The organism is Pseudoalteromonas sp. SCSIO 43201 (assembly GCF_023716725.1).
Taxonomy (GTDB): domain Bacteria; phylum Pseudomonadota; class Gammaproteobacteria; order Enterobacterales; family Alteromonadaceae; genus Pseudoalteromonas; species Pseudoalteromonas peptidolytica.
The window spans coordinates 1,526,701-1,544,114 of the sequence record NZ_CP072683.1 but is presented as its reverse complement, the minus strand read 5'-3'; the positions used below and the strand labels follow the sequence as shown (position 1 = coordinate 1,544,114).

General features: G+C 41.9%; 19 protein-coding genes. 11 read left to right on the top strand and 8 right to left on the bottom strand.

What is annotated here, in order from left to right; genetic code table 11:
• Window positions 1-3 precede the first annotated feature (3 nt).
• From trpD to trpA, 4 genes are read left to right on the top strand one after another with little or no spacing between them, the layout of a single operon-like run.
• Entirely contained in the window at window positions 4-1,008 is a 1,005-nt protein-coding gene (gene trpD, locus J8Z24_RS06660; RefSeq protein WP_252095499.1) for an anthranilate phosphoribosyltransferase, read from the top strand.
• Window positions 1,001-2,365 carry a bifunctional indole-3-glycerol-phosphate synthase TrpC/phosphoribosylanthranilate isomerase TrpF gene (gene trpCF, locus J8Z24_RS06655; RefSeq protein ID WP_252095498.1) on the top strand — a complete coding sequence of 455 codons (1,365 nt, stop codon included), beginning with the start codon at window positions 1,001-1,003 and terminating at the stop codon, window positions 2,363-2,365. The genes trpD and trpCF overlap by 8 nt, the downstream gene beginning before the upstream one ends.
• Before the next feature lie 7 nt (window positions 2,366-2,372).
• Entirely contained in the window at window positions 2,373-3,557 is a 1,185-nt protein-coding gene (trpB, locus tag J8Z24_RS06650; protein ID WP_252095497.1) for a tryptophan synthase subunit beta, read from the top strand.
• Window positions 3,554-4,360, top strand: a complete 807-nt coding sequence (trpA, locus tag J8Z24_RS06645) for a tryptophan synthase subunit alpha (protein WP_252095496.1) — start codon at window positions 3,554-3,556, stop codon at window positions 4,358-4,360. Before trpB ends, trpA begins: the two co-directional genes overlap by 4 nt.
• 264 nt (window positions 4,361-4,624) lie before the next feature.
• Here trpA and J8Z24_RS06640 read toward each other — a convergent pair whose 3' ends face one another.
• From J8Z24_RS06640 to J8Z24_RS06615, 6 genes are all read right to left on the bottom strand, one after another.
• On the bottom strand, window positions 4,625-4,966 hold the full coding sequence (locus J8Z24_RS06640) for a chorismate mutase (protein ID WP_125252980.1): 342 nt from the start codon (window positions 4,964-4,966) through the stop codon (window positions 4,625-4,627).
• Between the two features lie 11 nt (window positions 4,967-4,977).
• Window positions 4,978-7,023, bottom strand: coding sequence for a GMC oxidoreductase (locus J8Z24_RS06635; RefSeq protein WP_252095495.1), 2,046 nt, complete (start codon window positions 7,021-7,023; stop codon window positions 4,978-4,980).
• Window positions 7,024-7,043: 20 nt separating this feature from the next.
• Window positions 7,044-8,264 (bottom strand): aminotransferase class I/II-fold pyridoxal phosphate-dependent enzyme, encoded by a 1,221-nt coding sequence (locus J8Z24_RS06630; protein ID WP_252095494.1) that lies wholly within the window; start codon window positions 8,262-8,264, stop codon window positions 7,044-7,046.
• 13 nt (window positions 8,265-8,277) lie between these two features.
• Window positions 8,278-8,715 (bottom strand): PLP-dependent aminotransferase family protein, encoded by a 438-nt coding sequence (locus tag J8Z24_RS06625; RefSeq protein ID WP_252095493.1) that lies wholly within the window; start codon window positions 8,713-8,715, stop codon window positions 8,278-8,280.
• Window positions 8,716-8,786: 71 nt separating this feature from the next.
• Window positions 8,787-9,452, bottom strand: a complete 666-nt coding sequence (locus J8Z24_RS06620; RefSeq protein ID WP_252095492.1) for a PLP-dependent aminotransferase family protein — start codon at window positions 9,450-9,452, stop codon at window positions 8,787-8,789.
• A gap of 246 nt (window positions 9,453-9,698) precedes the next feature.
• Entirely contained in the window at window positions 9,699-9,971 is a 273-nt protein-coding gene (locus J8Z24_RS06615) for an HU family DNA-binding protein (protein ID WP_252095491.1), read from the bottom strand.
• A 122-nt stretch (window positions 9,972-10,093) separates the two neighbouring features.
• On the opposite strand from J8Z24_RS06615, the gene J8Z24_RS06610 reads away from it, so the two are divergent.
• Window positions 10,094-10,663 carry an inner membrane-spanning protein YciB gene (locus J8Z24_RS06610; protein ID WP_147389570.1) on the top strand — a complete coding sequence of 190 codons (570 nt, stop codon included), beginning with the start codon at window positions 10,094-10,096 and terminating at the stop codon, window positions 10,661-10,663.
• A gap of 108 nt (window positions 10,664-10,771) precedes the next feature.
• The gene (locus J8Z24_RS06605) at window positions 10,772-11,413 is read left to right on the top strand and encodes a CPBP family intramembrane glutamic endopeptidase (protein WP_125252975.1); all 642 of its coding nucleotides are present in this window, start codon (window positions 10,772-10,774) and stop codon (window positions 11,411-11,413) included.
• 99 nt (window positions 11,414-11,512) lie between these two features.
• Here J8Z24_RS06605 and J8Z24_RS06600 read toward each other — a convergent pair whose 3' ends face one another.
• Window positions 11,513-12,937 carry a sodium-dependent transporter gene (locus J8Z24_RS06600; RefSeq protein WP_128729749.1) on the bottom strand — a complete coding sequence of 475 codons (1,425 nt, stop codon included), beginning with the start codon at window positions 12,935-12,937 and terminating at the stop codon, window positions 11,513-11,515.
• A 221-nt stretch (window positions 12,938-13,158) separates the two neighbouring features.
• On the opposite strand from J8Z24_RS06600, the gene J8Z24_RS06595 reads away from it, so the two are divergent.
• The 5 genes from J8Z24_RS06595 (at window position 13,159) to J8Z24_RS06575 (ending at window position 16,258) form a co-directional block, all read left to right on the top strand.
• Window positions 13,159-13,458, top strand: a complete 300-nt coding sequence (locus J8Z24_RS06595; protein ID WP_125252973.1) for a YciI family protein — start codon at window positions 13,159-13,161, stop codon at window positions 13,456-13,458.
• Between the two features lie 107 nt (window positions 13,459-13,565).
• The gene (locus J8Z24_RS06590) at window positions 13,566-13,823 is read left to right on the top strand and encodes a PepSY domain-containing protein (protein WP_125252972.1); all 258 of its coding nucleotides are present in this window, start codon (window positions 13,566-13,568) and stop codon (window positions 13,821-13,823) included.
• A 2-nt stretch (window positions 13,824-13,825) separates the two neighbouring features.
• Window positions 13,826-14,500, top strand: coding sequence for a response regulator transcription factor (locus J8Z24_RS06585; protein ID WP_252095490.1), 675 nt, complete (start codon window positions 13,826-13,828; stop codon window positions 14,498-14,500).
• The gene (locus tag J8Z24_RS06580) at window positions 14,494-15,837 is read left to right on the top strand and encodes an ATP-binding protein (RefSeq protein ID WP_125252971.1); all 1,344 of its coding nucleotides are present in this window, start codon (window positions 14,494-14,496) and stop codon (window positions 15,835-15,837) included. Before J8Z24_RS06585 ends, J8Z24_RS06580 begins: the two co-directional genes overlap by 7 nt.
• Window positions 15,821-16,258, top strand: a complete 438-nt coding sequence (locus J8Z24_RS06575; RefSeq protein ID WP_128729751.1) for a hypothetical protein — start codon at window positions 15,821-15,823, stop codon at window positions 16,256-16,258. The genes J8Z24_RS06580 and J8Z24_RS06575 overlap by 17 nt, the downstream gene beginning before the upstream one ends.
• Before the next feature lie 91 nt (window positions 16,259-16,349).
• Here the strand turns inward: J8Z24_RS06575 and J8Z24_RS06570 are convergent, their stop codons facing one another.
• A complete protein-coding gene (locus J8Z24_RS06570; RefSeq protein ID WP_128729752.1) occupies window positions 16,350-17,378 on the bottom strand; it encodes an AI-2E family transporter in 1,029 nt (342 codons plus the stop codon).
• Window positions 17,379-17,414: the final 36 nt, after the last annotated feature.

The following is a 17,414-nucleotide window of genomic DNA, read 5'->3' as shown; positions in this document are numbered from 1 at the left end:
ACTATGGAAAAGTTACAACCGCTTTTACAGCAACAAGATTTGTCTTTTGATGACGCCAAATCCTTATTTGACGATATTATGACGGGGCAGCTTAGTGACATCGAGCTTACCGCTGCCTTGGTTGCCCTAAAACTCAAAACCGAAACTGCATCAGAAATTGCAGGTGCTGCTCAAGCAATGCGCGATCATGCTACGCCTTTTGATAAGCGGGGCTTACTCGCCGCAGATAGCTGTGGTACTGGCGGGGATGGCACAAACACCATCAATGTGAGTACCACAGCTGCGATTGTTGCTGCAGCGTGTGGTATCAATATGGTCAAACATGGTAATCGCAGTGTGAGCAGTAAATCTGGCTCCGCTGATTTACTCAAAGCTCTTGGGATTAACATTGATATGACTCCCGCTCTTGCAGAAAAGTGCTTAGCAGAGACTGGCTTTACCTTTTTGTTTGCACCGCATTATCACGCTGGTGTAAAACACGCGATGCCGGTTCGCACCCAGCTAAAAACCCGCACCATATTTAATATCCTTGGGCCATTAGCAAACCCAGCAAAGCCTGAAGTGCAATTGCTGGGCGTGTATGACCCCGCTCTAGTGTTGCCAATGGCCGAAACACTCAACCGTTTAGGCACAAAGCGCGCGATGGTCGTTCATGGCAGCGGCACCGATGAAATTGCGTTACACGGTGAGACATTAGTCGCTGAAGTGAAACTGGGTGAAGTGAAACAATACACCATAACCCCAAGTGATTTTGGACTAGAAAACTATTCACTTGAATCCATCGCAGGAGATACGCCAGAATATAACGCGAAAGCGAGCCTTGCGATTTTAAATGGTGAAGGCGAAGCCGCGCACAATGCTGCAATTATCGCCAACGTAGCTGCTCTATTGGTTTTAACTGACAAGGCAGCAGATTTTAAAACCGCAAGCCAGCTAGTCCGCGAAGTATTAGCAAGCAAAAAAGCCATGACAACTCTGGCTAACATAGTAGAGGTGAGTAATGGCTAATGTATTAGAAAAAATTGTTGCTGATAAAGTCGAAGAACTAAAAGCGCGTAAGATACAGCAGCCCCTAAGCGACTTTATTGATAACGTCACCCCGACCACACGTGACTTTATGGCAGCACTGGCACAGACCGGCACACAATTTATTTTGGAGTGTAAAAAGGCATCGCCTTCAAAAGGGCTTATTCGAACCCATTTTGATTTAGATGAAATCGCCGGCATTTATGGTAAGTACGCAACATGTATTAGTGTGCTAACCGATGAAAAATATTTTCAGGGCAGCTATGAATACTTGGCGAAAGTACGAAAGCTAGTCGACCAGCCATTGATCTGTAAGGATTTCTTTATAGATGAATACCAAGTTTATTTAGCCCGTTTGCATGGTGGCGACGCTATTTTACTGATGCTATCGGTATTAAATGACGAAGAATATATGGCGCTAGTCAAAGTGGCAAAGTCACTAAACATGTCGATTTTAACAGAAGTAAGCAACGAAGAAGAAGTAACACGGGCTCTGGCACTAAACGCTGAACTGATCGGTATTAACAACCGAAACCTACGAGACCTATCAACGGATTTAGCAACAACAGAAAAGCTACGAGCGCTTATTCCAGAAGACAAAGTTGTGATTTCAGAGTCTGGTATCTACACACACCGAGATGTCAAACGCTTATCGCCAATTTGTGATGGCTTTTTGGTTGGCAGCTCTTTGATGGCAAAGCAAGATTTAGAGCTTGCTTGCAGACGTTTAATTTTAGGTGAAAACAAAGTCTGTGGTCTTACTCGAAGCCAAGATGCAAAGGCTGCTTATGAAGCTGGCGCGGTGTACGGTGGCCTTATCTTTTATCCAAAGTCTCCTCGTTATGTTGATATAGACTGTGCGAAGGCTGTCGCTGATAGTGCGCCACTCAAGTATGTGGGTGTGTTTGTTAACGCACCACTTGAGCAAGTGGCTGAGTATGCGCAAATTTTAAAGCTCAGTGCAGTACAATTACACGGGAATGAAGATGAGCGATATATCGACACGTTACGTAAACAACTACCATTAACGTGCCAAATTTGGAAAGCACAAGGAGTGGAAACAACACTGCCAACTCCTTTTTCTGGTGTAGATAAACACTTGTACGACACCAAAACGGCGACGGCATTTGGTGGTACCGGGCAAGTTTTCGATTGGCAGTTATTAAGGCACAGCACAAACAATTACATGTTGGCAGGAGGCTTAAGCCCAGACAATATTCTTAGTGCCGTGTCGATTGGCGCTGACGGCCTTGACCTAAATTCAGGTGTTGAGCAATCGCCTGGTAAAAAATGCGCTCAAAAAATCGCAAATGCGTTTTCACAAATTCGAAAATATTGAGGTGGACATGAGTAATTCAGCTTATTTTGGTGACTTCGGAGGCATGTTTGTGCCCGAGTTACTCGTACCTGCTCTAAAACAATTAGAACAGGAATTTTATAAATCACAAAAAGACCCAGCATTTCAGACAGAATTTTATCAACTGTTAAATGAGTTTGCTGGTCGTCCAACGCCGCTAACTAAAACTCGTAACTTAGTTACAAACCCTAACGTAAAACTTTATTTGAAACGTGAAGATCTACTCCATGGTGGTGCACACAAAACCAACCAAGTTTTAGGTCAGGCACTGCTGACCAAACGTATGGGTAAAAAAGAAGTCATCGCAGAAACCGGCGCTGGGCAACATGGTGTAGCAACCGCACTAGCCTGCTCCTTGCTTGGTCTAAAGTGTAGAGTGTATATGGGTGCCAAAGACGTAGAGCGCCAACAACCAAATGTATTTAGAATGCGTTTGATGGGAGCTGAAGTTATCCCGGTAACCGCTGGCTCTGGCACACTAAAAGATGCTGTGAATGAAGCAATGCGCGACTGGTCTGCAAACTATCAAACAGCACACTATTTGCTTGGTACAGCGGCAGGCCCACACCCATTCCCAACTATTGTGCGCGAGTTTCAAAAAATGATTGGCGAAGAAGCCAAGCAGCAAATACTCAAAGCCGAGGGGCGTTTACCAAATGCTGTTATTGCCTGTGTAGGTGGTGGCTCTAATGCTATCGGTATGTTCACAGACTTTATTGAGGAAAAAGACGTTAAATTAATTGGTGTTGAACCGGCTGGAAAAGGACTTGATACTGACGAGCACGGCGCAGCATTATGCAAAGGCACCAAGGGCATTTTGCATGGTGCTTACACCTATATTATGCAGAATCAAGATGGTCAAATTGAAGAGTCTTATTCTGTTTCTGCCGGTTTAGATTATCCAGCGGTCGGTCCTCAACACGCATTTTTACATGAAACAGGCAGAGCACAATACGTCGGTATTAGTGATACAGAAGCCCTAGAGGCTTTTCAAGCGTTAGCAAAACATGAAGGGATAATTCCTGCACTAGAATCGAGCCATGCACTGGCATACGCATTGAAGTATGCCGAGGCGCAAACAGAAGAAACTATCATTGTTGTCAATTTAAGTGGCCGAGGAGACAAAGACTTAGCTCACGTCCACCAAGTACTTTCTGAGCGAGGTGAACTATGAGACGTTATGACGAGATGTTCGCGCATTTAAGCGAAAAAAACCAAGGAGCATTCGTCCCTTTTGTAACGATTGGCGACCCAAACAAAACGCTTAGTATCCATATTATTAAGAGCTTGATTGACGGGGGTGCTGACGCATTAGAGCTCGGTATTCCCTTCTCAGATCCTATTGCTGATGGCCCAGTTATCCAAGCTGCCAACATCCGAGCACTAGAGCAAAATGTGAATACGCAAGATTGCCTTGAGATCATCGCTGAGATCCGCCGATATAACAGTGATATTCCTATTGGCCTGTTACTGTACTCAAACTTGATTTTTGCTCGAGGTATTGCGCAGTTTTATCAGGATGCAAAAGCGGCTGGCGTTGACTCTATTTTGGTTGCAGATGTGCCACTGCATGAGGCTAAACCATTCAGAATCAATGCCATGGAGAATGACATTGCACCAATTTTTATCGCCACACCCAATGCCTGTGATGATACCCTACGAGAATGTGCTACCCGAGGGCGTGGTTATACCTATTTACTCTCACGTGCAGGTGTAACTGGCACAGAAACGACGGCGCAAATGCCAGCGACAGATATGATCACCAAATTGATTGAATATCATGCTGCACCGCCGCTGTTAGGGTTTGGCATTTCTGAGCCTGAGCATGTTAAGCATGCCATTAGTTCTGGTGCTGCGGGCGCTATCAGTGGCTCTGCAGTAGTTAAAATCATCGAAAAACATTTAGATGATCACAAAACAATGTGTTTTGAGTTGAAAACCTTTGTTGAACGAATGAAGGCTGCAACCCAGAAGTAATACCAATTTTCTTAATTAAGTGGTCTATTTTGAGGCGAGAAAATCTTGTCGATAACCAGGCAAAAATTTTGCTATTTAGTTGTTCTAAATAAGAAATTTTTAACGCTGTTAGCGTCAGATTTACTCCTTCAAATTGCGCAAGTATTAAGTCAAATTGGTATAAACGCTCAATTGAGGCTAATTGCATCAAAATAAAAAAGGGAGCCTGCTATTTGCATCACTCCCTTTACTTACATGAGATCCGTTAACACTCTATCGACACGCTCACAGTCCTCTGATCCTCTTTGCTTGAGCGGCTTTTGAATGCTTCATCAACACATTCATCAAATCTCGCGTTAAAAACTCAGACAAACCGTTTTTCTTGGCATGTGCTAAAGCCCGCTCCAGAACCAAATGTTCGCGTTGAAGATCCTCTACGGGCAGGTGAAAAATGGCCTTCAAATCACCGACCTCAGAAATCTTTATAAACCTATCAGCAATCAAATTAATTAATTGCTCATCTATTTGATTAATACCACTGCGAAGCTCTGCAAGCGCATTGGAATAATCACCGTCGTAGCTGTGCTTAATTGGAAGTTTAGTATCACTTTCGTAAGATAAAGCCATGTCTTTCTCCTTTATTTGCTGCAACCTCGGCTAGTCGTTAGCTCTGAAGATATTTCTGCCATACAATATTCAGCAACCGCCGCTATAGTCCAAGCAGGTGTACAAGCGCCTGTACTGCCGGGGATCAGTGAACCATCAATGACATATAGTCCTTTAACCACATCACCATTCGCGTTTTTAACTCTTCCGTAACTATCACATGCTTTACCAAGTACACAGCCACCTAGCGGGTGTGGTGTCATACCATAAGCCACATCAAAATGTTCATTCTCGGCAGCTGAATTACCTGTTAATGTACGTTTAGTGTTAGTGCTACAGTGCAGCGGTCCTTGATACCCTTTGAACTGTGCTAGTTTTGTTGGATCAACGCCAGCTGTATTTGCTTCTTTCCAAGCGTTTAGGGTATTAATAGCCGTATTGATTGAATCTCCCATTCCACCTTCAAACTTGCCATTTGCTTCAATGGTTTGCGGATAAGAGAGTTGGTAGCTACCATCAGCTTGTTGTACAAATTGACCCGGAGCCGTATTTTGGCATACCCCCATCATTAATGTATTTTGAATCGAAACACTCTCTTCATACCAAACGGGGTAAACCACCATTTTGGTAAATGGAGACGCGTTATTCTCTTGCAGATATGTTTTGGGGTCGTCACCATATTGAAAGTCACACTCAGCAGAGCCTGGGCCGCCATTTGCAGGTCGTACTGGCTCATTGCAAAGCTGTGTTGCAAATAAGTCGCCATTTTGTCCCCATAATTTACCAACATAGGGGCTCAATGATGGAAGACCCGGTTTAGTAATATCTGTACAGCTTGGTGAATTTGCTGATTCTAGTAACAACCTTGCACTGTGCATAGAGCCTGCTGATAAAATCACATTTTTAGCTTCGTATATTATCTGCTGCGGTGCATCAACTTTATTTTCATCAATTTTGTTAACAATAATGCGATAAGAAACCTCGTCAGTGACTGGATCAACCTGTTGGTTGATACTTGTCACTTCGCTTAAGCATTCAATATCTAACATATTTGTGGCTTTGGCTTGAGCTAAGTAGTTTCTATCTAAGCTATTTTTTATACCGTACAAGATTTTTTCTTTGCCCTGCTCTACTTCTGAATAGCTATTCATGCCGTACCACATTTCACCAATGGTCGCCGATGGTAGTACTTTGCAAGAAATTTCGTTTGCTACTACAGACCAGTCCAGCGCTAGCGTACTAAACTTAGGGTCTATCGATGAAATACCGTAGTCGCATAGCACAGTCTCTTTTGACTGCAAATTATTTGCTTGACTCAGGAACACACGTGTAGAGAGGTAATCAGGAGCAGCTGCGATAGAGATCTGGTCTTGATTACGATGCTCCGCCAAATCAACCATAGTGGTTTGATCTATCTGATTTGGAATGTCACAGCTGTCAATATTTAAAAACGGCAATGTAGTATTCGTGCCATTACACTCACTCACCATAGTTGTTGGTGACATTATTTCCTCAACAGTATCGTAGTAGCATGCTATCTGGTCAAAATTTAATAAGTTACTCTCTGGGCAATCCGGATCTCTGAACGCTAGGTTGAACGCTTCACAAGATGGCTTCTGAAAAATAGTGTTATACACTTGAGATGTTCCACCAAGTCCAGCACCCACCCATACTGTCATGTTTTGTGCCTCAATCGTTTCCACCAACCCCGGGTATTTTGCAACTGGGCGCTTGGCAAACACACCATCATTAAAATTGAGTGGCTTGTCATTTAAACTTGGATCGCCAACAGGTGTACCAAATGGCTCTTCTGTTGCCATCCAAGCCGAGCGCTCATCAGGCTGACGATAATTACAAAATGGTGGAGTTGGGGTTTTCGCCGTCTTAGGTTGGTCATCGCGAGTTAAGTTTCCCCACCAGTCTTTACCGCGTTCAAGTAATAAAACCGGTTTATTATCAGGCGTGCCTTTGGGATATTTCTGACAAAGCCTCAGTGCAGCAACACTACCTCCAAAGCCTGAACCTATAATGATAGTGTCGAACGTTGTCGGTTTACCGATTGAGTTTAAATTGCTCATTGTATTTTCCTTTTCAATAGTTAAGCGACATGGTCGCCAGCAGCATTTGAACGACTACAAGACAGAATGCTTTCTTTTATTGCATTACCAACAAATTCAATATCTTCCTGTGAGCACACAAGGGCAATACGGATGTAATTTTGATAATCATTTACTGCATCAGCACTGATAGCAAGATAATGCCCCGGTAAGGCTTTGATACCAAAATGCTGGTATAAGTGCCCACAGATCTGCTCTGAAGGACAGCCTGTATCAAGCCAAAGATAAAACCCGCCTTGCGGTACTTGATAACTGGGTAGTGCTTCAAGGTACTGTGTTAACGCCGTGAATTTTTTGGAATAAGTTTGGCGATTTTTGCATACGTGCTCCTCATCAGACCATGCAGCCTGTGAAGCGCTTAGTTGAATAGAAGACAAAGAAACACCATGATAATTTCTATATGCCTGAAGTTTCTTTATTAACGTTTGATCTCCTGCCATAAAACCCGATCTTAACCCCGGTAATCCGGAGCGCTTTGACAAGCTGTGGACAGCGAGGCAATTGTCAAAGTGGATATTTCCCATCGCAACACAAGCTTCAAGTATTCCTGTCGGGGCATAAGGTTCAATATAAATCTCGCTGTAGCACTCATCAGCAACAAGGATAAATTGGTGTTCCTTTGCAAGCTCAATCAACCTTATCCACTGTTTAAGTGAAAGCACCTCACCCGTTGGATTGTTTGGAGAGCAGACAAACATCAAGTCTATTTGCGACCAGTCGGTGAAAGTGTCCGATGCGTCTGCTGTCAGTTGATGAAGTTGCTTGTGCGTAATGCTTTTTACTCTTGCCCCTATATTTTCAGCGCTGGCTAAGTAAATCGGATAGCCTGGGTCTGGCATCGCAATTGTTACCTGCTCTCCTTGTTGCAGCTGCCGGTTAAAAAGCGCGATTGGTAGCATGAAGATCCCTTCCCTACTGCCAGCCAAAATAGCAATTTGCTCAGGCGAAATACTAAAATCACGACTACTGCCATATCTAGATTGCAGCCAACGGGAAATAGTAGTTTGCAACTCATATTGCAGCGATGCTCTGGGATACAACGCTAAATCACTATATCCCGCAGGGATTGTAGACAATACTTTTTCGTCAAGCGCTACATTAGGCTCACCAATACTTAAGTCTAGTTCCGGCTTATTTGGGGAGCTGCCGCTAAGAAGAGCGCTAAGTCTAGATTGTGGGTATAAACGTTCAGCAAAATGCATGCCTTTGCCTCCCTTACATCACAATCTCACGGTGGCTTTCTACTAAAGCATTCACCTTTTGTTTAGCTTCTGGAATGACTGGCTGGTCGCTTTGGACTATGTCACACATAAGCTGCGCCACTTCTGTACTGTCTTGCTCTGTAAAGCCAAGTCGAGTGATTTCTGCAGTACCGACCCGCATAAATCCATCACAAAAGATCCCATGAGCCTTCAGTTTATCTCTATACTGCAATCCCTGATCTTTATCCAAAAGAGGAAGTACCTGATGACAATACGTTGAGTGCGAGAAGTCTGAGTTGCGCTCTCCCCTAAGTACAATGCCATTACTAGAGAATACACGGGCAAAGCATCTGGCATTTTCCACGACTTGTTTAGCATATTGTTGCCACGGTACTTCATCTAGAGTAAGTCCCAAAGCAGCAATACGAGCCAAGTGTGGATTACAAACCATTGTCGGCCCATTTAAAGGCGTGAAGTTTGATACTAATTCAATCTTAAAATGTAACGACTCAGAGTTAGTGACTATGATCCCCCCTGAGGACCTGGAAAAGTTTTATGCGTTGAGCCAAATAAGATGTCTGCACCTTCGTCTAGCGGATTTTGATATTGCCCACCAGCAATAAGTCCTAAACTATGTGAGCCATCGTAAGCAACAACACCACCATAACTATGAACAATTTCACTTATTTCTCGCACAGGCATTGGCACCATGAAGATCGATGCCCCAAGCACAACTAGCTTAGGTTGCTCTTTGAGTAATAGCTCAATACATGCAGCTCTATCCAACTGCCACTGAGCATCATCAAATACAAGCGGCAAAGAGTGACGATGAAAAACTTCATATTGGAAAGGATATCCGCCACCTGGAAAAAAAGGGGGAACCCGAGCCACCTTATCACCAGGCTCCGTCAATGCAAAAATAACCGCCATTAAACTATTACTACCTGAAGTTGGGGAAATATTTGCGAATTTGGCAGAAAAAACCGACTTAGTTTTCTCAATAGTAAGACGGGTTATCTCCTGCGAGATATCCGTACCTGCGTAGAAAGGAGCGGCATACCTTGATGCCAGATCATTTGATAACAGCTCAGATACTGGATCAGAGAGCCTATTTTCACTCACAATTAAATTAATAGCTTGGCGACGACACTGCTGGTGTGCATTAGCCAGTTCGATAATAGTATTCATCCTCATTCCCATTTAAAATTTAGAACACATAAATACTAGCTAACAAAGTGTTTAAAAGTTAATTACATGGTATTACACTACATTACGTTGCTCGCTACGCTCATGAAGAAAGCACAACAAAGCCATACTGGGTGATAGGAAGGGAAAAAGAAACTGATTAATTGACAATATGATAGTACGAAAGGGAGCTTAAACTATTGCATTTTTAACAAAAGTACTCACTCCGACACCGTAATGAAAAATATGCTACTGGATTTGGCTTTTTAATATTTTTGCCGGCTTGAAAAGGATTTTATTCTGACCTTCGATGGTAATTGTTTCCCCTGTTTGTGGGTTTCGCCCTTGCTTAGCTGGATGATAGCTCAATGAGAAGGTACCAAGGCCACTTATTTGCATCTGATCCCCTTCTGACAAACGCTTTTTAGTCACTTGCAAAATGACGCTCAACGCTGCTTGTGAATCTTTCTTTGTTAATCCACTTAACTTCGCCATTTTTGTAACTAAGTCGCTTTTATTCATGCAAATACCTCTGAACTATTCAATAAGCGGTGCAGGCTATGAGTTTCGTCGATGAAAGTCAATATTGATGTTCTAGTCGTAACTTGGTAAAACCTAAGCAATCAATTTAGTTAGGATCGCGAATGTCATTTTTAATTGAATATCTACCGCTTATTCTCTTTTTCACTGTCTATAAATTTGTTGACATTTTTTGGGCAACTGGGGTGTTAATCGTAGCCTCTCTTATTCAGGTTACGCATCAATATTTTACCAAAGGTGAAGTTGCTAAACGTCACTGGATTTTCCTAGCGATAGCCATCATTTTGGGCGGGATGACGATTTTATTCCACGACGAACAATTTATAAAGTGGAAGGCCACCATTGTGTACGCTATTTTGGGGAGCGCGTTGATAGTTTCTAAGTACCTGTTTAACAAAAACTTAGTAAAAACGGCGCTTGAAGGCGTATTGAGTTCTGTTGCAGAAAAAGAACAAAACCAAAACAAAATTACCCTACCAGAAAAGGACTGCGATCAACTAAACCTATTTTGGTCGGTGTTATTTTTCTTTATTGCTGCACTAAATATTTACGTGGCTTATAATTTTTCGCTCGACTTTTGGGTAAACTTTAAAGTTTTCGGACTTATTGGGTTAACCTTTGTCGCTTTGCTTTTCACGATGTTTAAAATCCAAAAGTATTTACCAGAAGACTAGTCTCCCGCAACACTCGGTTTCTTTCTAGCTGCTATAGTTATCATCAAACAGATAGCTATAGCTGCACTGCACTGCACTGTGCTGCAGCATACTTTTGGGGAAACCGCTGTGAATGCTAGCCAATATCGTTGGTGTGAACTTATATTTATCTTTTTTATCCTACCGATTATTGCATATCAATTCCGTGCCCACTTAAGCAATTGGCTGTTTCCTGCACTCATAATTTTAATGGCAGTTTGCACCCATTTGCTACTCACAGATCCCCACTTTAAACGCTTTAGACTTACTAGTTTAGGCCAATTCTCTACCGTAAAAAGGCGGCTCTTCACAACTTTCTTCGCTGGTGCAATGTTTTCAGCTATGCTGTATGGCCTAGTCAGTCAGGGCAACTGGTTTGTTTTACCATTGAACTCACCCGCAGACTGGCTGATGTTATTGATTGCCTACCCTATTCTTTCGGTATTGCCTCAAGAGCTTATTTTTCGGAGCTATTTTTTTCATCGCTATAAAAGAATTTTACCCAATAAGAACAACAGAGTGATACTAAGTGCGCTCGTATTTGCTTTAGCGCACTGTGTATACGACAACGTAATCGCAATTTTTTTATCATTCGTTGGAGGATTGCTTTTTGCTTATACATACGCGCACAGCCGTTCACTAGCCGTATGCGTATTAGAGCATAGTTTATGGGGGCTTTGGATGTTTACTATTGGGATTGGTCAATACTTGGATTCTGGAGTGAAGTTTTAGTAGGCGCTTAAATGACAGACGGAGCTTCGGATGGGAAGATTTTATTCTCACGTTGTGCATTAGAAGCACTAGTTAACACACTAGTGCTTCTAGCGTAAATTAAAAACCGAAGATACTCACTGCGAAGTACTTAGTTGCTACGGTATTGATAAAAATTGCCAGTAATATCACGGGAATAAATGTCTTCAAAGAGAAGTTAATATATTTCTCCGTAAAACTGCCAACATACCCTTCTGAGCCTTGTGCCAATTCCTCACTCAACCCAGATTGCTTCCATCGGTAAGTAACAAATAAACACACCATCAAGCCATTTAGTGGCAAAATCGTATCGTAAAATACGTCATATACTAAATCGAAGAAGCTCTTTTGGGCATCGCCGTAGCTTATAAATTGCGTTAGCCAATCTACCATACCAAAAGACATTGTAGATAAAACAGTCAGTAAACCTGTAGTCAATGCCAATACAATTAACGCTTTTTTGCGAGAAATATTCTTTTCTTCCATCAACGTTGCTGTTGGTACTTCTACAATAGAGACTAAGGAAGTGATAGCGGCAAAAAATACCAATAGGAAAAATATACCAGCAACAATCGATGCGCCAACATACCCAATATCCGACTGCAGGGCTAACAGCAGCTTAGGTAGATAATCAAAAATCATTGATACCGAAGAGTCTGATAATTTACTTGGATCTGTGTTCGGGTTAAAACTAAAAATTGCAGGCAACACCATTAATCCAGCGATGAAGGCTACCAATGAATCTGTTACCGCAACCATCTTAGAGCTGCCGACTATGTCATCTTTCTTAGAAATGTAAGAGGCATAAGTGATCAGAATGCCCATCCCTAGAGACAATGAGAAAAATGCTTGTGACAGCGCGCCATTTAATACGCTGGCATTCATTTTTTCAAAGTTAGGAACGATATAATAACGAACACCGGCCATTGCATTGTCGAGCGTTAGTACATAAGCCACTAACCCAAGTAACATAACAAATAATGCTGGCATAAGCAGTTTTGCCGCTTTTTCTATCCCTTCCTTTACCCCGCCAACCAGAATAAGATTAACTATCACGCCCACAACCAACATATAGATAAACACATTGGTGTCGTTGATAAATGTGCCAAAATAATCAGGTGATGCCAACACATCAAGATTACCCATCGCCGTCTGTGCTAAAAAGCCGAAAATCCAAACCGTGATTACCATATAGAATACGGCGATCATAAACGGCGTGAGCACGGCAAGAAAACCTGCTACTGACCATTTTTTGTCATGGTTTGACAAAAGTTTGTAAGCACCAAAAGGATCTTTTTGTGCTTTTCTACCCATTGCCATTTCTGCCATCATCACAGGCAAGCAAATAAACACCACAAACAGTGCATAGATTAGTAAAAACGCACCGCCACCATTTTTAGCCGCGGAGACTGGAAAGCCGACTAAGTTACCAATACCAACAGCAGAACCTGCTGCAGCAAGGATAAAGCCCAGTCGCGAGCTAAAATGCTCTCGGTTTGCACTCATTGCAATCAACCTTATTATTATTTTCTATAAATATCCGAAGGACTCTACCAGTCTAGTTGAGTGCTTTTCAAGTTTAAATGACCAATGAATGAAAAACTTTCTGTACATTTACTTTTGCACAACCCACGTTTTATCATAAGATTGATAATCGTCGCTCAAAAGCCGACAAAATACGCGAAAATAACAATAATAACCTAGAAACTTATCGGGAACTAATACTTATGCTCTACATGATTTATTCAACTGATGCTGAAGGCTCATTACAAAACCGCCTTGCAGCACGTCCAGCTCACCTTGCACGCCTTGAGATATTACAACAACAAGGACGATTATTCGCCGCAGGTCCTTTACCAGCTATAGATTCGGAAGACCCTGGTGAAGCTGGTTTTACCGGCTCTTTAGTCATCGCACAATTTGATAACTTAGAAGATGCGAAGCTTTGGGCAAGCGAAGATCCTTATATTGAAGCGGGTGTTTACACTCAAAGTATTGTCAAGCCCTACAAACGTGTTCTGCCATAATTGCTCATGTTCATTAAATTCAGCAAAGGTTAATTACAAAAGCACTAAATTTGTTTGAGATTTATGAAGTTTATAAACTTAGTATCTATGAAACTGTGGAGCTTAATATGCGATTGCAACTCACTCTATTAGCGTTAATTTTGGCGTTCTGTTCGAGTGTAGCAGACGCAAATGACCACAATGACAAGAATAAAAAAACAATTACGAAAAAAGAGGCTGTGTCTTTAGCGCTGGATAAATATGCGGGGCGAACACTTAAGATTTCGCAAGAAAGCCAGTTCTTTGTCGTGAGAATCCTCCAACCCGATGGTCGAATTGTTGATATAAAAGTAAACAAGAAGACAGGTGAAGTAAATAAGGACTAAGAATGCGTATTTTAGTAATTGAAGACGATATTCAGCTAGCAGAAAACCTGCGAAATGCATTAGAAAAAGAAAAATACAGCGTTGATTTATGTCACGACGGCGAATCTGGCTTGTTTCACCTCGAAGAATACCCACTAGACATGACCGTCATTGATCTCGGCCTACCTAAACTTGATGGTATTGAAATCATTCGAAGAGCCAGAGCTAACGGAGTTAAAATACCAATTTTAATTTTAACAGCCCGAGATCGCTGGCAAGACAAAGTTGAAGGCTTAGATGCAGGTGCTGATGATTACCTGACTAAACCGTTTCATGTAGAGGAATTGATTGCGCGTTGTAATGCACTTATCAGGCGTAGCGCAGGTCAAGCAAATCCAGAAATTTGTATTGGTCCTATCAAAATTCATACACGCTCTCAGCAAGTTTGGGTAAATGACAATGAACTATCGCTGACCGCCTATGAATATAAAGTGTTGGAATACCTAATGGTTAATCCGCAAAAGGTTATCTCAAAGTCTGAACTCACGGAGCATATTTATGATCAAGACTTTGATTTGGACTCTAATGTTATCGAAGTATTCGTATTGCGACTGCGCAAAAAACTTGACCCAGATGGCACCCTTAATCCTGTAGAAACCTTAAGAGGACGTGGATATAGGTTTAAAAACCAGTGGTAAACAGTTCACAGATTTCACTTAAAATAAGGCAAGGTTTTATCCTTGTCTTTGTGCTAATTATAGCCCTACCAGCATTGTTTTTCTCTGTTGGCAGAGCCTATTACGCGTCTTTGGTAGACGCCACAGAAAAAACGCTGGAAGCGCACTTATACTCGCTGATATCTGAAGTTGAGTTTGTTTCAGATGGACTTGAAATGCCGCGTAGTATACTTGCACCAGAATTAAGTCGCCTCAACTCAGATACTTACGCTCTAGTTTATCAGGGACAATCTCTGGTTTGGTATTCTGAGTCGGCGGTTAACTTGTCAATATCACCTAACTTTTCAGATAACCAAGCTGGTGCCCCTGAATTTAAGCGAGTGGAATATGGTGGTGTTTTATTTTGGCAATTAAGTTTAACTGTCATTTTAGGTAACGCTGACCACTCTCAACAGGCAAGATTTGTTTTACTAAAAAAGAATGATGCACTCATGGCGCTCATGTCAGGGTTTAGAAACACCCTAGTAAACTGGATGTTGGTTATGGGCATTGTGATTGCGGGGTTGATGGCATTTGGATTCGTTTGGAATGCCCGCCCCTTACAAAGGCTAGACAAAGAAATTAAAGAAATTGAGGCCGGTGAAAGAGACAAAATAACCGGCTCTTATCCAGTTGAGTTACTCACCATCAAATCAGATCTGAATTTATTACTTGAGTCCCAAAAGCGACAAAAGGAACGGTATAGAGCCTCGTTAAGTGATCTAGCCCACGCATTAAAAACGCCATTGGCAGTCATAAAGTCAAGCCCATTAGCTACGGATGCAGATGCTCAAGAGCAGCTCGACAGAATAAATGTGATGATCGAACATCAACTAAAGCGTGCAGCAACTGGTGCATCAGACACATGGAAAAAGCAGACATCTGTAAAACCTGTACTAGACTCAATACTTAATGCGATGTCAAAAGTATACCATGACAAACATATTTCATTTTCATCACAATGCGACGAAAACGCAGCTTTTCTTGGTGATAAAACTGACCTTATGGAGATCTTGGGGAATATTATTGATAATGCGTGTAAAGCATGTGACAACTTGGTCGATATAAATATTAGTGCGCCAAAAAAGCGCCTACTGTTAATCGAAATTGAAGACGATGGCCCAGGGATCCCCGAGCATCGCCGCTCAGAATTACTGACACGAGGTACAAGATTAGATACCTATGAGGCGGGTCATGGCGTAGGCATGGCTATCGTTTCAGATTTAGTTAAATCTTATCAAGGACTGATGCAAATAGGCACGTCGAAGCATGGCGGCGCAAAGTTCATAATAGAGTTTAACAATGACAAAAATAACTAGCGGTATATTGATAGCTGGCTTTACACTATCAGTAATTGCAAATGAAGACATCACCTTGAAAGATTGCTCCAAACACGAGTCTAGTCACCCTGAGAAGGCAAAAAAGTTTCTAATGTGTTTGGATAGCAATATCAATTTACTAGAGCGCCATCGCCAAACGTGGATCACCAAGCTGTTGCTAGATACAAAAAAGTATCAAGCCGATACGGGAAACACGCAAATTTTGCCTATCATGGAACGCGCTTTACGCAATCATGAGGAATACATGGAAGACAGTTGTCGCTGGCGTTATCTGCTTGATATGCCCAATGCAACGCGTTCGGCAACGGCATACAAGCAATGTAAAATAACACTACTAAAAGCGCATATTTCAGAGCTTCAAAGTAGCAAAATACTAAAAGATAATGTCAACGCTAATTAATATTAGTAATGAGGTCATACTAGTTGATAATTTGGATAGCTTTTATCTCATTCTCTAAATAAAAGCTATCCAGATCCAATAGATGTTGGTATCACTCTTCTGGTTGTTCTGCGCTTAACAGGATTGCCAACCATTTTCCTTCCTCGCTGGTTTCCAAGGCAATTTTTACAACCATAGTTAAAGGTACTGAAAGTAACATACCAACCGTACCAAGCAGCCACCCCCAAAAGATCAAAGATAAAAATACCACCAGCGTCGATAGGCCAAGACCTCTACCCATAAACCTAGGCTCAATCATATTTCCCATCAGCGTGTTGATACAGATATAGCCGATAGCGACTATACCGCTTACCAGCGGCCCTTGTGTGACTAACGCTAGCAGAACTGGTGGCAGTGCAGCAATAATTGACCCAATATTAGGGATATAATTCAACAAAAATGCAACTACTCCCCACAGTACAAAATAATCAACATCAAGTGCCCAAAGAAACGTCGCGGCAATTACGCCTGTAGCCAACGATACCGCAGTCTTAATTGCCAAATAACTGTTGATTGAGTCTAAGAAGCGGTCAATTTGTTGCATTTTCATTTCGGGATCATCTAACGCAAGATGTACTTTGTGTCCGATTGATGGCGCTTCAAAAAGCATGAAAACCACGATGAGCAGAATTAAGAAGCTATTTGCCATGACACCACCAAAACCAGTAAGCATATTGGTCGCAACATCAATTAACTGGTTTGGATCTAACATACTAATTAGCTGTTGCTTATCTAGCAAAATATTGTAGTTGGCAGCGGTAGTGACTAGCCAAACGAACTTATCTTGGAGTGTTTCTTTATAAGCTGGGAGCTGCTCAGAAAAGTCATTAACTGATTGCCCTACCAAGCCACCAATACTGGCACCAATCAACATAACTAAAGCTATAATCACAAGAATGGCAATACCTTTGGGCAATTTAAAACGCGCCAAAAATTTCAACATTGGATTGCAGATGATTGCGATAAAAGCAGCCAATATAAAGGGCACAACGATTTCAGAAGCTAGTTTAACACCTGCTAATACAATGAAAAGAGATGCTAAAACTATCAGTGTTTTATTGATTCCTGTAAGTGAAGACACCACTCACTCCTTTTGCTTTTTTCCTATTCTAAAACA

Bases quoted from the DNA above. Each gene is read 5' to 3' on its own strand.
- trpD (WP_252095499.1), top strand. From the start codon at position 4: ATGGAAAAGTTACAACCGCTTTTACAGCAACAAGATTTGTCTTTTGAT.
- trpCF (WP_252095498.1), top strand. From the start codon at position 1,001: ATGGCTAATGTATTAGAAAAAATTGTTGCTGATAAAGTCGAAGAACTA.
- trpB (WP_252095497.1), top strand. From the start codon at position 2,373: ATGAGTAATTCAGCTTATTTTGGTGACTTCGGAGGCATGTTTGTGCCC.
- trpA (WP_252095496.1), top strand. From the start codon at position 3,554: ATGAGACGTTATGACGAGATGTTCGCGCATTTAAGCGAAAAAAACCAA.
- J8Z24_RS06640 (WP_125252980.1), bottom strand. From the start codon at position 4,966: ATGGCTTTATCTTACGAAAGTGATACTAAACTTCCAATTAAGCACAGC.
- J8Z24_RS06635 (WP_252095495.1), bottom strand. From the start codon at position 7,023: ATGAGCAATTTAAACTCAATCGGTAAACCGACAACGTTCGACACTATC.
- J8Z24_RS06630 (WP_252095494.1), bottom strand. From the start codon at position 8,264: ATGCATTTTGCTGAACGTTTATACCCACAATCTAGACTTAGCGCTCTT.
- J8Z24_RS06625 (WP_252095493.1), bottom strand. From the start codon at position 8,715: ATGGTTTGTAATCCACACTTGGCTCGTATTGCTGCTTTGGGACTTACT.
- J8Z24_RS06620 (WP_252095492.1), bottom strand. From the start codon at position 9,452: ATGAATACTATTATCGAACTGGCTAATGCACACCAGCAGTGTCGTCGC.
- J8Z24_RS06615 (WP_252095491.1), bottom strand. From the start codon at position 9,971: ATGAATAAAAGCGACTTAGTTACAAAAATGGCGAAGTTAAGTGGATTA.
- J8Z24_RS06610 (WP_147389570.1), top strand. From the start codon at position 10,094: ATGTCATTTTTAATTGAATATCTACCGCTTATTCTCTTTTTCACTGTC.
- J8Z24_RS06600 (WP_128729749.1), bottom strand. From the start codon at position 12,937: ATGAGTGCAAACCGAGAGCATTTTAGCTCGCGACTGGGCTTTATCCTT.
- J8Z24_RS06595 (WP_125252973.1), top strand. From the start codon at position 13,159: ATGCTCTACATGATTTATTCAACTGATGCTGAAGGCTCATTACAAAAC.
- J8Z24_RS06590 (WP_125252972.1), top strand. From the start codon at position 13,566: ATGCGATTGCAACTCACTCTATTAGCGTTAATTTTGGCGTTCTGTTCG.
- J8Z24_RS06585 (WP_252095490.1), top strand. From the start codon at position 13,826: ATGCGTATTTTAGTAATTGAAGACGATATTCAGCTAGCAGAAAACCTG.
- J8Z24_RS06575 (WP_128729751.1), top strand. From the start codon at position 15,821: ATGACAAAAATAACTAGCGGTATATTGATAGCTGGCTTTACACTATCA.